A 16,182-nucleotide genomic window follows, 5' to 3' on the forward strand; every position below is an offset into this window, starting at 1 on the left:
ACCGCTCCGCGTCCTACCCGGGCAGCAACGCCGAAGGTTGACCGTGGGTGGTGACCACCAGCTCATCACGGGCACGGGTCGCGGCCACATAGAGCAGGGCGCGCTCCCGCTGGAGGGCGTCCTGACGTTCGGCCTCACCGAGCCCGGCCAGCTGGTGCTGTAGCGGCAGCACATCCTCTCCCATACCCAGCAGGATGACATGGGTGAACTCCATGCCCTTGGCCCCATGCATGGTCATGACGCTGACGGCCTCATGGGAGGCGAGTTCCGCGTTCTGCGTCTTGACGGCAGTGATGCCATGGTCGGCGAGCGCGTTCACCGCCCGGTTGATCAGGGGGCGGGTGCGGGTGAGGATGCCGATGCGGACATCCTCGCGTCCGTCCTGCCACTGGCGGATGAGTTCTGCGACAGCGTCGAACTCCTCGTTCTCGGTGGCAAAGGACATCCGCTGTGGGCGTGGACCGGAGCGCAGGGAACGGTAGCCCTTCTCCGAGTCCTGCTCACCCTCGGCATCGAGCCAGGCCTGTTCGCCGTCGAGAATCTGCAGCGCGTAACCGAGGTTCTCGCGGGTGGTGCGGTAGTTGACGGTGAGCCTTGTCGACGCCCGACCCCGCGTCGAGATGCCGAAGTGGCTGAGCACATGGTGCTGGCCGTAGATGCGCTGGTGGGAGTCCTCGGCGAGGAAGATGTCATTGGGGCCCTCGGCGACGCTGGCACGCAGAAAGCGCCAGTGTCCGGCGTGGAAGTCCTGGGCTTCGTCGATAAGCACATGATCGAAGAGGGAGTCGCCCCGGTTGTCCAGCAGCCGGGCGGCCACCGCGGCCTGGGCCGGCCAGGACACCTTGCCGTCGCGGGCGCTGGCGTTCATGAACGCCTCGAGCACCGGCCAGACCTTCTTGCGTTGCGCACGGTTGAGCGGGGTACCCCTGCCCGGGCGGGCAACACGCAGGTAGGCCAGCTGCGTGGTGATCTGGTTGGCCAGGACAACCGATTCGAATTCCTGCTCCATGAATGTGGTGTTGCCCAGCTCAGGTGGCAGATCGGCGTCACGGAAATTCATCAGCGCATCCAACCAGTACTGGCGTTCCTCATCCCCGGTGAAGGGCTTGATGCGCCGGGTCGCACGTCCCAGGACGGCCTCGCTGGCCTTCTCGATCTCGGCGGGGTTCGCCTTCTTCAACAGCTGGTAGATCAATGCGTCGATGCCACTGATCCACAGGCCGGGTTCACCCGGGGTGCCGGCCTCCGGGAATGCCGGGTTGAGCACGTTCATCAGTGATTTCAGGCTGTCCGCCAGCCCACGGGTGAAGGTGGTGAGCAGGACCGCGGGTGGGTTGTCCGACAGGGTCGGGGTCCGGCCGTTGGAGGTGACCAGACGGTTGGCCCGGTGTACGGCGACAACGGTCTTGCCGGTACCGGCGCCACCGAAGACGCGGGCGGAACCGGAGTAGTCGCGGTCGATGATCTGCTGCTGGTCGGGGTGGAGGAACACCCGCCAGGCATCGAAGTCCTGGGCGTCGATGACCTTGCGCAGCTCCTCGGTGTTGACCTCATCCAGGTAGGCGAAGTCCATCTGGGCGGCCGGGGTCTTGAGTCCCTCCAGGAGCCGCTCGTCCTCGGTCCTGGTCTCAGCCTGTGCGGGTTCCTCGGTTCTGGCTGGGATGCCGAGGCTTTCCCGGACCTCCTCCAGGGTGAGCCCGGCGATGAGTCCGAGCAGCGCATCGCGTTCCCAGGAGGGGCTCATCATCAGGGCATCCTCAAGCCCATCCTCACTGTCCAGCGTCAGCACCCTGTCGATGACCGCGGGATCAATGCCGAGTTCCTGCTCCAGGACGGTGGCGGTGTAACCGTTCTCCTGCAGGATGTCACCGGGTGGTGGGGTGATGGGGCCCACCGGTACCGCCACGGGGTCAGCTGCCGTTTCAGCTTCCTGTTGTGCGGCCAGTTCCGCGGCCTCGCGGGCGGCTGCCGTGGCCTTGGCACGGTCCGACTTCTCCTGACCCGTCGGGAGCTCCGGCGCGGTCTCCTCGATCAGGCGGGTGATGCCGTTGACCGGGTTGACCTCCAGGCGGATCTTGACGGCCCGGTTGTAGGCATCATCGTGGTTGTAGACACCCTCGATGACAAAGTGGTGCATGTCCTTGCCGGTCAGCTCGAACATCACCGCCCGGTACTGCTGGTTGACGCGGCCGGTGCGCACCCGCGGGTCCACCGCGGCAGCGATCGGCTCGACGTGCAGGCCGGGGGAGGTCGGGTCGTCGGCAAGCTTGGTCAGGAAATCCATCGTCTGCTTGCGCAGGCTGCCGTCAATGTCGAGCCTGTGCATACTGATGGTCACGGGTGCCATGGGATCAGCTTTCTTCTATCAGTTCGGCGGGGACGGTCTCGGCGGTCAGGGTGTCGGCGTGGAGCACGGTCCACCCCTGCGACTGCAGTTCTTCGGTGGCGGCGGCATCTGCCTCCGAGTCGAAGAGGAGCACAACCTGCTGGGCGGGCCAGGCGATAACACCCACGGAGTTCGCGTACTCCTCACCGATGACATCGGTGGGGCGGGCGCCGGCGTCGACCAGCAGGTTGAGTGCGCGTTCCACATCGGACTCGTCCTCGTACTCGGCGAAGATCTCCTGCCACCCGGCTGGAATCTCGGTGCCGACCGCGTCCTCGGCCACCTGCTTCTCCACCACCGATTCCACAATGGCGCTTGTCTGCACTCCCGTACCTGAGGTCACCGTCAGCTGATCGGGGGAGAGCCACATGAGGTTGGTCAGGGTGAGGAAGGTGTTCCACGTGTCCCTGGACAGGTCATCGGCGTCCGCGGCGTCGAGGGTGAGGTGGCGGGCCCGGACCTGCCCGACTGACATCGACGCGGTGAGCGTGATCCGACCGAAGATCCGGCCGAGGATCAGATCACCCTCGCGGGAGGTTTCATGGGTGATGGCATGCGCGGCCGCCGCATGGGCCAGTTCCTCCCAGGCCTTCTTCTCCGGCTCCGTCAGATAGGCCAGCAGCAGCTGGACCGGGGAGGTCAGCAGTTCCAGTGTGAGTGGGTCAAGCACCGGATTGGCGCTGGCCAGCTGGTTACCCACCTCCGTTGTCCACGCCGGGGCTGTGTCGGCGCGTTGTTCATAGCGGTCAAGATCAGCGCTGGTCAACGACCACGGGATGATGGAATCAGCAGCCAACCCGGCGCGTTTGCGCACGTCCCCGTGGACGCGGAAGGCCGCCGGGGAGATGTGGTACGCGGCGCCGTCGAGGTAGATCGCCACCGGACGGTGTGGCCCGTTGATCGGCTCGAGGTACAGATCCGGCGTGGTGTGTGGGAAGACGCGTTGCTCCTCCAGGCGCCAGCGTCGACCCCCGGGGAGGGTGAATTCCAGGACCGGCCTGCCGGCGACGATCTTGTCGGTGATCTCGGCATTACGGTCCTTGAGTGCCTTGCGGATGAGGATACGGAACCGCAGCTCCAGCTGGGAGCTTTCCGACGGTTCCGCCCGTTGCGTCTGCACATCCCACCCGGCCTGACGCGGGTCTGCATCGGGTTCGGGGTGGTTCTCATTGAGCAGCAACGCGGCCAGGGCGCGTTCGGCGGCGGCCCGGGAGGTGGTCTCGATGTCGCGTCCGCGTGCATAGGGCAGGAGGCAGTCGGGGCAGGCCAGACGGTCATCGTCGGCGCAGGAACAGGCAGAAACCCGTTCCCACGCGCCGAGCAGGAGTGCGCGGACCTGCTCCGGTTCGGTGAACTGCGTGAGGTAACCGGTGCCACCGGGGACGGTATCGTGCAACATCAACGCATCGACGGAACCGCCGGTACTGCGGGGGACCTGCACGGTGAGCACGTCGAGGTGGTCCGGATCGCCGCCGAGGACCTCCTTGAAGCCGAGTTTGATCGCGGCGATGAGGCTGGTGACGGTCAGGCGGTCCGCCTCGGAGGTGAACAGCTCCGGCAGCAGCATGAGCACACCCTCGGTGCGCAGGGTACGGCCCAGGGCGAAGGAGACAGTGTCCTCCTCGCGGGCGGTGCGGTGGGTGCACCAGGGGCGGTGATCCCGGCGGTTGTTATCACCGATCTCGGAATCGAGGTGGCCACAGTGGCGGCACACGGAGAACAACGGGGACGTCAGTTCACGCCCGGAGATCAGGCGCTTTTCACCGTTGCCCTTGCCCAGGTTGAGCCAGCGTAGCTCCACCTGGCGCAGGTGCTCCACACCGAAACCCTCGGAGAGGTACCAGCTACGCCCCCGGCCGTGTTCCGGAACGGTGTAGCTGACCGCGGAGTGGAAGCGTGAGATATACCGGTCATCGCGGGTGTCGGTGATGGTGTGTCTGGTCTTCTCCACCTCGGCGGAGACCTTGCGCAGCTGCACCACATCGAGCACCTGCCCCTTGTCCGCCCAGGTGGGGGACCCACACTGCGGGCAGGAGATGGACTGCGGTGCATCCGGGATGAGGATCTGTGAGTGGGAGCAGTCGGGGCACAGGCGCCACTGCTCGATGGCCGCACCCTGGTGGCCGATCTCGACGGAGTCGATGGTGGCGGCAATCCCCTGGGCGTAGAAGGTCGCGCCGGGTGCCAGCTCGAAGAGGGCGAGGGAGACACCCCGGGAGTATTCGAAGGGGACGGTCTCGAACTCCATGGTCTCGGTGTTCAGGTGGGATACCGCGACCGACAGTTCGACGGAGTCATCGATGAGCGTGAAGTTGGGCAGCAGTCCGAAGCGCTCCATGGCCGCGACCCAGTGCTGGCCGTTGACGGTCTCGCTGAGTTGCTGGTTGACGTGGCGCAGCGAGGCCCGCACCCCGCGCTTCTCCTCCGCCAGCTCGGAGTCGCCCTCATCGGAGCGCTTATCCAGCTCATCGCGGCGGTCGTAGAGCCGCTCGCGCCGGGCGGTGAGTTCAGCCCGCTCGGAGCGCCACAGGTTCCGGGACTGGGCGAGTCGGGCGATGAGTCCACCCGCCTCCTCGGTGGTGGCCCAACGGCGCAGCTCGGCGGCGGAGTCCTCGGTGATCTGCCCGGTGAGGGTGGTGATGAATTCGGTGAGCAGGTCGTCGATACCCGCCCGGACCCGGCGGGTGATCACATCAACCAGGGCGGGTTCACCGGGTACGTCGTTGAACACGCTGACGGCGTCACTCAGGTCGGGGATCTCCATGGCCAGGTCGATGGAATCAACGAGGTACGCCGTGAACTGGCGGTTGAGGATCTCTACGGCGGCGAGGAAGGCCACCGGGGGTGACACCGCACCGGAGATCACCGACAGGGGTTTGTTCAGTTTGGGCAGGGTGGCCCCCCGCCCTTTCACCAGCGCGAGGATCAGGGAGTTGCCGGTCAGACGACCAGCGCGACCGACCCGCTGGACATAACTGGCCACCGAGGTCGGCAGGGAGGCGAGCATGACGGTGGACAGGTCACCGATATCAATACCCATCTCCAGGGTGGGTGTGGCCACCAGGACGTTGGGGGAGTCGGCGCTCTCATCACCGGAACGGAAGGCGTTCTCCCGCTGCACGCGGGTCGGGGTGTCCAGCAGGCTGGTGTGCTCGCGGGCGACGACGGTACGTGGCTGTTCGGATGAGTACAGCGTGCGGTAGTAGTTGTCGTCGATGGGTTCGGAGCGCAGGGTGCCGGCGCAGCTGGGGGTGAAGCAGGGGCTGTCGGACAACACCTGGCGCACCTCTGCGGCCACACCGGTGCGGGCCCGGCAGACATCGCACTCGAGCAGTGCGGGATCATCTTCACAGCTGACGCGGATCTGTTCGGGAGAGAGCGCGAAGATGGTGCCACCGGAGTTGGTGTCCACCGTCATCAACACCTCGCGTTTGGCTAGTTCGCGGAACAGCTGCGCCACGGCCGTCGCTGCATCGTGGGTGCTCAGACCCAGCTGACGGGCCGTCCACCGTGCGAAGCGGCCCCGGGGACTGCCCAGCGGGGTCACGCCGGAATCGCGCCGGGCATTGCTGAGCGCCTGGCCCAGGCGGGGAAACTCCGGCGAACCACCCGGGGGGAATCCCGGGATGCCCTGGGCACGGGCCTGCCTGCGGTTGAGCAGGTAGGCGTTGCCGTCATCCTTGAGATAGGGCTCAAACCAGTGGTGGTAGATGCCGCCACGTTCCCGGGTCATCTCCAGCACACCACGAACCCAGGCCAACCGTCGGCTGGCATCGCCGGAGTCCAGGCTTGGAGCAGTGACAGCGCCGAGGGCATCATCGGCGGCGGAACGGGCGAGCTCATCACCCACCTCCACCTCAACGGTCAGGGACCCGGTCAAGGACAGGGACCGCGCCAAGTCGGCGCGCTGGCCGAACTCGAGCGCAAGGTCCAGCCCCAGTCGACGCCGGACGTGACGTCCTGCTTGTCGACGCTCCCCATCACTGGCATCCTTATCCCAGTAGCCTCTGAACTGCGGATAATCCGTCAGATCAGGTGGCAGCAGTTCATAGCGCGAGCGGGCATTGCCGGCAGCCAGTTCCATCAACCGGTCCGGCACCCGCGCCAGGGTCATCCCGTCCTCAGTGACAGCGCGCCGGGTGAGGGTACGCAGGGCGAAGGCACGGGACCGTGACTGCACAAAACCGGCGCGGTGGGCGGCGTCCTGCACCGAGTCGGTGAACACCAGGGTCTTCTTCTCCGAGGTGTCCAGGTCCGACATGCCAAACAGGTTGGACAGCGACACCGACAGCAGGGTGGCGATGGAGGACCCGATGTAGCGGATGGAGTCGGTGGTGCCACAGGAGGGGCAGGTCTGCTCATCAGCCAGGTCATCGGCATCAAGTCCGTAGTGGGTCAGCACCGGGATCGACGAGCCGGAGGCTGCCTCCGCCTCGGTGGGTTCGCGGACGGACAGCTCGCGGGTGTCGGTGTGCAACCACAGCACCGCGGAATCCGCATCACCGCCACGGGGACCGGCGACCGGGCGGCCGGCACTCAGAGCGGCGCGCTGCTCGGCGGTGGCGTCGAGAAGCGGGCGCTGGCGTCCCCTGTTCTCGATGGAGGCGCGGCGGATGACGGAGGGTTCGGTCTCGGGGGTCTCCGTGCCGGGTTCCAGCGCAGTCATCCAACCGGAGCGTCCGCACGCCCGGCAGAAGCAGGCGGGCAACCACACGACGGCGGACTCGTCGACATCATCGGACTGGCCATCGTCCGACCAGCGGAAGATGGACCCGGCCTCAGGGCCGACGTCGGTGACGGCGCGGTCGATGCGGGAGAGCTCACGGACCCACAGATGCGTCTCGATGCCGGGCAGGCGCTTGCGGGCCCAGGATGCCACATCGAGGTTGGCGCGCAGATAGGCCATGGCGGTCAACGCGTGGGTGATCAGCTCGGCGGACCGTTCCTGACCCAGCTGTCGGACCATCGTCTCACCGAGCACCAGCTCAGGAAGGGTATCTACCTCATCCTGCACCCGCCGGTTCAACGGCACAGGTGTGGCGGCGTGTTCGAGGATGAGCTCCGTCAGCGGGTGTGCAGCGTAGTTGCGCACCGCCTGGCGGGTGTCGGTGGGGCAGTGCCAAACCCGCTCACAGAAGACGGTGTAGACATGCTCGGCGTGATCGATGCCGGCGGGGGCGGTGGCGAGATGCTCCAGCAGCTCAGCAACGTCCTCGACATCGGGGATCGTGTGCTGGTCGTCTGACAGGGTCGGTGGGCCGAAGGAAGCGGCGATCTCCCGCTGCCAGTGGCCGAGAGCCAGGGTGTGTTCGGTGACGACCGCCTCGGGGGAGAACTCCTCACCGAAGATGGTGCGGGCGAAGTCGCGGATCTCTGTGGTGTCACGACCGGAACCGAGGGTGGCTGATGTGGCGACCGGGGTGACCTGGCCGAGCGGTCGGGTGGCGTCGGCCGCGTCGAGGAAGCCGGGGGACTGGTGGCGCTTGAGCATGAGGCCCAGGCGGCGCAGCAGCAGCGCAACATCGGTGCCCTGCGCGCCGTCGTAGCTGTGGAACTCATCGAGAACCAGGTAGGTCAGCGACTCCGCAGAACGCTCCCAGATCTCGCGGTCCCTGGGCCGCAGCAGCAGCTGGTCAAGCATCTTGTAGTTGGTCAGCAGGATATCCGGCGGGTCCTGCTGCATCACCTCCTGATTGTTGATCAACGAGGTCGGGGACACCTTGGTCGCCTGGCCCTTGGCCTCACCGGTGTAGATACCCGCGGTGACACCTGACAGAGCCGATTCCTCATTGAGCAGCGTGACCAGGCGTTCGGCCTGGTCATTGGCCAGCGCATTCATGGGGTAGAGCAGCAGCGCCTTCACACCCGTCTGACCACGGGCACGCATGCGCCGGGCGTGATCGAGGATGGGCATGAGGAACGCCTCGGTCTTGCCCGAACCGGTACCGGTGACCACCAACGTGGGCTCAGGGCGGCGTGGGCCGTTCTCATTCACCGAACGCAGCCGGCGGAACGCCTGGTCCTGGTGGTGGTAGGGCACGAACCAGTCAGGCAACCACCCGAGCACGTTCTCCCAGTCCGTGGCCTGCGCATACGGCAGCCGCGAACGGACGTAAGGTCCATGGAACATGCCACCGTCAGCGTCGGTGAGGAAGCGTTCCAGCTCAGTGGAGGTTTCCGCGTCCGCCAGGGAGAAGCTGGTGGTCAGGTACTCCGTCAGACCTTCGCGGATGTTGCCGGCCGCATGGGCGGGGATGAGGGTGGACAACGGCTTCTCCAGATGGTCATTAGTAAATCAGGGACTGTCTACATCATAGGCAGGGCATGTGCCCCCACCTCGGGATAGCCGACCCTATGTTCTACTCGGAGGTGGCGACTACGTTCCACTGGGTAGCATTTTTCCTGCCACAGATGCGCCTTCATTGTTTCCTGGTGGTAAAAAGAAGGGCAGCACAATGTCCCCTGATGTACCGCGGATCAGTGGACTGAGCATGGTAGGAAGAGTGCGGAAATAATAGACAAACTCGTCTATCTGACCACCTCCCACAAGTTCAATTCTGTGACTTAGATGACAATTAGTTTGTTGACGGACTGCCCTGGCTCACCACCGCCCGTGAGGTAGCCACCACCCAAGGTTTTTTCCACTGGGACCTCGACTTCGCCGCTGTTTTCGCCCGAGGCGGCTTCGACCTCCAACTCGGCAACCCACCCTGGGTACGACCCCGCACCGATGTCGACGCACTGCTATCGGAATCCGACCCGTGGTTTTCCCTGGCACACAAACCAACGCAGGCACAGAAAAACCAACGCCGTGAACAGTCGATCACCGTCAACCCTGCAACTGCCTCAACTCTGACCAATGGTGTCGGGGAAACAGTTGCCACGGCAGAATTCATCAGCCATCTCTCCACCTACCCGTACCTGCAGGGACAACAACCGGATCTCTACCGCGGATTCATGGAGACAACGTGGTCCAGTGCCTCGCCGACCGGTGTGGTTTCCATCATCCACCCCGAATCTCACTTCACTGAGAAAAAGGCCGCCCCGCTACGGCGCCAGGCCTACTTACGGTTACGCCGACACTGGCAGTTTATCAACGAACTTCGACTCTTTGATGTCCATAACCTGGTTCAATATGGAGTTCATGTCTATTCGCACCCACAAGATGTCCCGAGCTTCACCAGCGCGGCATCCCTCTATCACCCGCAAACTGCGACTGACTCATTGGGTCATGACGGTTCCGGACCGCTGCCAGGTTTGAAAGATGACGAGGGTCAGTGGGATCGCCGCCCGCACCGTGACCGCATCCAGCATGTTGAAGAGTCAGTGCTCAAGACCTGGAAATCAGTCCTCGAAAATGACGATACCCCCTGGTTGGATACCCGCATGGTGTACACCGTCAACACCGACGCCGCAGCAGTCCTTGAGAAGCTTGCCGCAGCACCCCGGATGAAAGACCTCGACCTGCAGTTCTCTCGCGGGTGGGATGAGTCGATCGATAAGAAGAAAGGGTATTTCGATGTGGGGTGGGGTCACCCCGACTCCTGGGACGATGTCATCCTGCAGGGACCCCACCTGGGTGTCTCCACACCGATGATCAAACAACCCAACCCGACCATGACCAGTAATAAAGACTGGATCGAAATCGATCTGGAAGCCCTACCGGCCGACTTCATCCCTGCCACGGCCTATCAACCCAATCACGAGATGCCCTATAACGAAGAATATGCCAAATGGATGGATCTGAACGGCGACTGGATATCAGCGCGCAAATTCTACCGGGTTGCCTGGCGTCAAATGGCGGCAACCACTGGGTTTAGGACAATGTATCCTGCGTTGATTCCTCCTGGAACAACCCACGTAAATGGTGTGATAACTGCCGGCATGGCATCTTCTCTTCAAGACCAGACCTCAATGTTAGCAGCCGGGGCATTTCTTTCTTCTCTGCTCTCCGACTTCGTTATTCGCAGCGCAGGCACCCACCTATGGCCATCACTTATCGAAAAAACACCCGTGATTATGGATTCGAGACTCACCCGAATCGCAACTATTTCCTACTTGCGTCTCAACTGCCTTACGTCCGCATATGCGCCCCTATGGAAGGCGATCACCGACGAGGATTGGACGTTTAACACTCCAATCCGCAATGCCAAGAAACGGTTCCATGCCCAGAACGAGATCGATGCAGCCGTGGCGCTATCCTTGAACATCTCCGTTGATGAGCTATGCACGATCTACCGGACCCAGTTCCCCGTCATGCGGCGCTACGACCAAGAGAATTTGTTTGATGCCAACGGCCGAAGGGTCGCCCCGGAGATTATGAAGTTGGAGAAGAAGCTAAGAGAAGGGGAAGAACTTCCAGAGGAAAAGCGCACGTGGACGCATCCACAGTCCCAGGTTAGTTACTACTTCGAATACCCGTTTACTCCACTAGACCGTGAGAAAGACTTGCGAGCAGCATACGCTCGTCATGCAGATGGGATAGAGAAGTAAGAAAATTATGCTGACGGGGTGGATTTTCCTAGGTGGCTGAAAACTCCGCGTACGCTCGTCGAAGGTCTGCTTCGCGATTTAAGGTCGAGAAGGGATATTCAAAGGTGTAACTGACGCCAGATTGTGGATGTTCCCACGTGCGTTCAATTGTGGTTAATGATTCTTCTTTCCCTGCGTTCAGATGATTTTTAAGAACTTCCTTAGAGATTTTTCTCCCCAGAGAATCAAAACGATTTTCCTGGTCGTAACGCCGCATGACCGGGAACTGGGTCCGGTAGATCATGCATAATTCGTCGGCCGTAATCCCAAGTGACAGCGCGACAAGTGCATCGATCTCGTTCTGAGCATGGAAGCGCTCTTTTGCATTGTGTATTGGGATCTTAACGGTCCATTCCTCGCCTTCAATGTCTCGCCAGAGGGTTGCATACGCAGAAGTAAGGCAATTCAAGCTGAGGTAACGGTCGATTGCTAAATCCATGTATTTACTCGTTATAGCAATAGGAAGAAGCGCGAATTTTGCACCGTGAATGTTCTGAACTCCCATCGCCCGAATAAGGAAGTCAGAAAGAAAAGAGGAAGCTGTAGCCCCAACAGCAATAGTTTTCCAAATGTCCGTGCTCGCACCACTAATAATTCCATCGACATGAGTAGCACCTGGGGGAATAATGGTTGGGTATAAGGTTCGGAACCCCGTGGTCGCTGCCATTTTTCGCCAAGCAATGCGGTATACGCTGGCGGAGGAAACGTTTTGATCGCCGATCTTCCATTTGGCATATTCTTCGTTATAGGCCATCTCATAGTTTGGTTGATAGGCCGTGGCGGGGATGAAATCTGCGGGTAGTGCCTCCAGGTCGATTTCGGTCCAGTCTTGGTTATGTTTCATTGTCGGATTGGGTTGTTTGATCATCGGTGTGGAGACACCCAGGTGGGGTCCCTGCAGAATGACATCGTCCCAAGAATCAGGGTGGCCCCACCCCACATCGAAATACCCCTTCTTCTTATCTGTGGTCTCATTCCATCCGCTGGAAAACTGCAGATCGAGGTCTTTCATCCGAGGTGCTGCGGCAAGCTTCTCAAGTACTGCTGCGGCTTCAGTGTTGACGGTGTAGACCATGCGGGTGTCTAACCACGGGATGTCGTCGTCTTCGAGCACTGATTTCCATGTCTTGAGCACTGACTCGTCAACATGCTGGATGCGGTCACGATGCGGACGTCGATCCCAGTTATAGTCTTCGTCTTTGATGCCGGGGAGAGGCCCATCTCCGTTGTGATGAACGGATTGTGCGGCAGTTTCTGGGTGGTACATCTTAGTCGCGTTGTGGAACTGCGGGCTGTCCTGCTTAGAGGAATACAGATGCACGCCATAAACCACGTGGTCATCGATGTCGAAGAGCATCAATGCGTTGATGAACTGCCAGTGGCGGCGCAACCGCAGGTAGACCTCGCGTCGCAGCGGTGCCGCCTTCTTCTCGGTGAAGTGGGATTCGGGGTGGATGAGTGAGACAACACCAGTGGAGGAGGCATTGGACCACGTTGTCTCCATGAATCCACGGTAGAGATCTGGACGTTGGTCTTTAAGGTGTGGATAGTCGGGAACGGAACCGAGAACCGCTGCTGTCGCGACCGTTTCACCTGTTCCCCGCAGTAACAACGAAACACTTCCTGGGTTTTTCATAACCTCGGTGGTGCGCAGCTTCTTATCCGCTTGAGTGGGCTTGCTAGCAAGACAAAACCACGGATCCACTTCAGCAAGGAGATCGTCTACCTTGACATCGGGTCGTACCCAGGGTGGGTTGCCGACCTGGAGGTCGAAGCCGCCTCGGGCGAAAACAGCGGCGAAGTCGAGGTCCCAGTGGAAATAACCTTGGGTGGTGGCTACGTCGCGGGCGGTGGTGAGCCAGGTCACGCCGTTAACAAACTTTATGTCACGTGCACCGCTGAGTTTAGCGTCTTGTTCTTCGAACTCATTGAGTTCTTCCCAGGTGGTGGCGGCCCCGAGCACATACTGGCCTTGCGCCACCGAGGTTTCGATGCCAAGAATATCCCGGAGAGTCGCTAGCCATTCATCAAAGTCGGGCAGTTCGGGCCGGTCCGGATGTTCCTCGGTACGAACCTGGTCTAGCGGCCAGAACCACAACGCACACCACGCATCCATGGCCAGTCGCAGGCGATTATATGCGTTGTTGGGATTGTCGAAAAGGTCACGTTCAATCTGCTCCCGGGTGATTACCCTGTCGCTCAACTGTGTTTCATGCCCCCATACATCGATGTCACGGCGGGCCTGATCCTCGGCAATGCGCAAGCGAATGAGTGCCAGACGCCACAACTTTTCGACGCGGCGCGACAAGCCCTCAAGCAGCTTCTTCTGATTCTTATCGGGCACAACCTGAATCGACCTGCGCCAGGCCTTGAGAACCTTTTGTTCCTCACTGGCGATGTCCTTGACGTCCTTCGCGTCAGCAGTTGCGCCCCATCCTGCTGATGGCAGCAAGAAATGGTGGATACCCGGGGAGAGGGACGACTCCGGGGAACCGGAATCGACGGATTCGGCTACGTCGACAAGCGGCAGACGCGTCGGCACCTCCTTGAGCCATGCCTTCTTGGACAGTAAACGAGGGGAGTAGACGCTTCGCGTCGCCCCAATCAAGGAGTTACCGCGACGCAGGTGTAGGCCAAACCACGGGGCCTTGAGGTCGGCGGTCATGGTGTCGAGCCATAGGGAGATCTCGGCAAGCTCGACAGCGGTGGCGTTGAGGTCCACGCCGTAGACCTGGTGCAGGGCGATATGCGCCTTGATCTTCTGCAGTTCCCTCGTGCGGTCCTCGGCTGGGATCTGCTCGCCGAGCTCTTCCTGACGCAGGGTGACGTAGAGTTCTGCGAGCTGGCGCACGGCTTCCACCGCGAAGGCCCCGGAACCCATCGCGGGTTCGCAGACGGTCAGGTCAAGAACATCTTCTGCCTTCTTGATGCGACCGGTTTCCTGGAGCACCTCGATGGCCTGGCTGACAGTGAATTCGGTGAGTACCTGCGGGGTGTAGAAGGATGCAGAACGCTCACGGTCACGGCCGGATTGGCGGAAGACAAAGGAGCCCTGCGCATGACGACGCCGCTGGCGCTCCACGCCACCACCGTTGGCCTCGACCTCCTGCATGACAAAGCTGTCCTGTGGGACGGTGTCCGCCTTTGCCACGGGCAGGACCCACGAGCCCTTCTCGGGGTTGCCGTTCTTTGCTACTTCAAATAAATCCTCCTCTGCTATGAAGCCTGTATAGGACATTAGGCCCTCATAGACCTGGCCCAGTTCAGTGACGCCGAGGGTGGCATAGGAGATGAAACCGCGCTCCTTGCCCGACTGCTCCTTCGACAGCAGCAGGTTCTCCAGGACGGTGTTGAGCGCTTCATTGGAGAGTTTGACCGTGTCAATGATGTTCGTGGCCTTCGGCTGGAACAGATCCGCGGAGAGGTTACGAAACTGCAGGCCCTCCTCACCCGCATCCGGGTCGAAGTCTGGATTGCGTGAATCCCGGGGATCGTTCCCCTGGTCGACGAGGTGGAAGAGGATCTGCAGCGAATCATAGAGATGCGTTCCAGAGCGGGCATTCTGGGTGACCGGCGGGGTGAGAATCAGCTCACGCAGGCGGGACAGACCATAACCCTCGTCGTATTCCGGGGTACCCGTGGGCAGGATCTCCAGCTCGGGGGAGGCCTCGGCAAAGAGCAGGAAGAGGATGCGATAGAGGTACCGGAGAGATTGTTTGGCCAGCTCGTTGCCATCAATGTCATCGATGCTGAGACCCTGATCGCGGTAGCGGTTGAGTACATCGTTACCGATCAGCTCAATGGATTCACGCACCGCGTTGCGAAGCTCACCGGAGACCTTGATTGCATGCTCGCGGGACTGCTCAATGGTCTCGTTCCACCAGGTCACGCCATCGGCGGCGCGTTCAACGTTCTCGCGCGCGAGGGCCACGGCCACCCGCTGCATCTCACCCTTGGCCTTGATGTCATTGCGTTCGACCACCAGTGCCAGGTCGATGGCCAGATAGCGTCCCAGGGGCCAGGATTCACGCTCGGCAAGGATGACCCAACCACCGGCGATGACAACGATGAACTCGGGTGGGGTATCAGCAAGGAAGATGTCACCCACCAGGGCGGAGGCAGTGGGGGAGGAGGGTTTGGCGTCGACAAGCACCTCACCGCGCACGGTCGTGGTGGGGAAGTCCTCGAGTGTGGCGATCGGTTCGGCCACCAACAACAACGCGGAACCCGCGACACCAGCCCAGGCATCGAACTCGGTGGTGGTGCCCGCGCGGGTGAAGGTCCTGCGGGTGGGTTGGCCATAACCCAGTGCCCGACGGATGAGGGTGGTGGTCTCATCGACGGTGTTCTCATCAAGAGTGGCCAGAGCGTTCTGCAACTCGCGGCGGAGGGAAGTGAACCTGGTCAGTGGGGAAGTGTGACCACTGTCGGCCTCATCGTCCTTCCACTCCTTGACCCGTTGAGCGACTCGTTTGCCGTAGGACTCGCCCTTGGTCTCGTCGGTGGTCAGGAAGTGATCGCTGATCCACTCCTCGACGTTGATAATGGAATCGTAGGTGGCCATGCATTCTAGTATGCAGTTCGATGAAGTGTCTCCAACACTCGGGTACAGGAGCTCCTATTGGGACTTAATCTCGGGTGAGATCGCGCAGGAGGTTATCAACGAGGAAATGCACGGTGGTGAAAGCCGAGCGTCCTTCTTCCGCCTGCTCTAACGAGTTGGGCATATCCGTTAGGTTGCGACGGGCTCGGCTTGTCGCTTCCCGCAAACTGTCTGGTGTAATCGGAATCGTATTCGCGTTGTTCTTTTGATAACCAGGCAGCACTCTTTTCAAGGCAGCGTCGAGCGTGTTCTTATCCTTTACGGTACGACAGTCATCTGCGTGCAGGAGGACCCAGTATTCGAAATTGGGAGAAGAAAGTCCCACTCCCCGGTCCTTCCTTTCGTTGGCCCATGTGAAGAGTTGATTGAGATGTTCACTCTCCCATTGGTCACGGTCAATAACAACCCATGCCTGGTCTCCGGGCTTTAATTGGCCCAACCGTTTCTGCTCGATTAATTTCTCCTCCACGGTGTTCAAAACGGATAATGGGTTTGACGACCGACCCTTTTTAGGAATGACCTTTACGGATGCCCGTTGGTTCATAAACCTACGGAAATAGGCTTCTTCTGTCTGACCCTCTACGCCAATGATGTACAAGCGTCGATAGCGACGTACTGATGCTTTTTTCTCCGGCTTTGCCATGTATCCCCCTCTACAAGT

5 protein-coding genes are annotated in these 16,182 nt (G+C 61.3%); 1 reads left to right on the forward strand and 4 read right to left on the reverse strand.

Annotated features, from left to right (window positions below; translation table 11 throughout):
- Nucleotides 1-13 precede the first annotated feature (13 nt).
- Nucleotides 14-2,347 (reverse strand): 3'-5' exonuclease, encoded by a 2,334-nt coding sequence (locus CE_RS14260; protein ID WP_006768748.1) that lies wholly within the window; start codon nt 2,345-2,347, stop codon nt 14-16.
- 4 nt (nt 2,348-2,351) lie between these two features.
- Entirely contained in the window at nt 2,352-8,654 is a 6,303-nt protein-coding gene (locus CE_RS14265; protein WP_006768747.1) for a DEAD/DEAH box helicase, read from the reverse strand.
- Nucleotides 8,655-9,343: 689 nt separating this feature from the next.
- Between CE_RS14265 and CE_RS14270 the strand changes: the two genes are divergently transcribed.
- Nucleotides 9,344-10,879 carry a hypothetical protein gene (locus CE_RS14270; RefSeq protein ID WP_011076135.1) on the forward strand — a complete coding sequence of 512 codons (1,536 nt, stop codon included), beginning with the start codon at nt 9,344-9,346 and terminating at the stop codon, nt 10,877-10,879.
- Nucleotides 10,880-10,907: 28 nt separating this feature from the next.
- Here CE_RS14270 and CE_RS14275 read toward each other — a convergent pair whose 3' ends face one another.
- Together CE_RS14275 and CE_RS14280 are read right to left on the reverse strand one after the other, a co-directional pair.
- Nucleotides 10,908-15,482: an Eco57I restriction-modification methylase domain-containing protein gene (locus CE_RS14275; protein WP_006768744.1), complete on the reverse strand. Its 4,575-nt coding sequence runs from the start codon at nt 15,480-15,482 to the stop codon at nt 10,908-10,910.
- 64 nt (nt 15,483-15,546) lie between these two features.
- Nucleotides 15,547-16,164 carry an RloB family protein gene (locus CE_RS14280; RefSeq protein WP_011076136.1) on the reverse strand — a complete coding sequence of 206 codons (618 nt, stop codon included), beginning with the start codon at nt 16,162-16,164 and terminating at the stop codon, nt 15,547-15,549.
- Nucleotides 16,165-16,182: the final 18 nt, after the last annotated feature.

The organism is Corynebacterium efficiens YS-314 (assembly GCF_000011305.1).
Lineage (GTDB): Bacteria > Actinomycetota > Actinomycetes > Mycobacteriales > Mycobacteriaceae > Corynebacterium > Corynebacterium efficiens.

Coding starts and splice junctions, on each gene's coding strand:
- CE_RS14275 (WP_006768744.1), bottom strand. CDS start 15,482: ATGGCCACCTACGATTCCATTATCAACGTCGAGGAGTGGATCAGCGAT.
- CE_RS14270 (WP_011076135.1), top strand. CDS start 9,344: ATGGAGACAACGTGGTCCAGTGCCTCGCCGACCGGTGTGGTTTCCATC.
- CE_RS14280 (WP_011076136.1), bottom strand. CDS start 16,164: ATGGCAAAGCCGGAGAAAAAAGCATCAGTACGTCGCTATCGACGCTTG.
- CE_RS14260 (WP_006768748.1), bottom strand. CDS start 2,347: ATGGCACCCGTGACCATCAGTATGCACAGGCTCGACATTGACGGCAGC.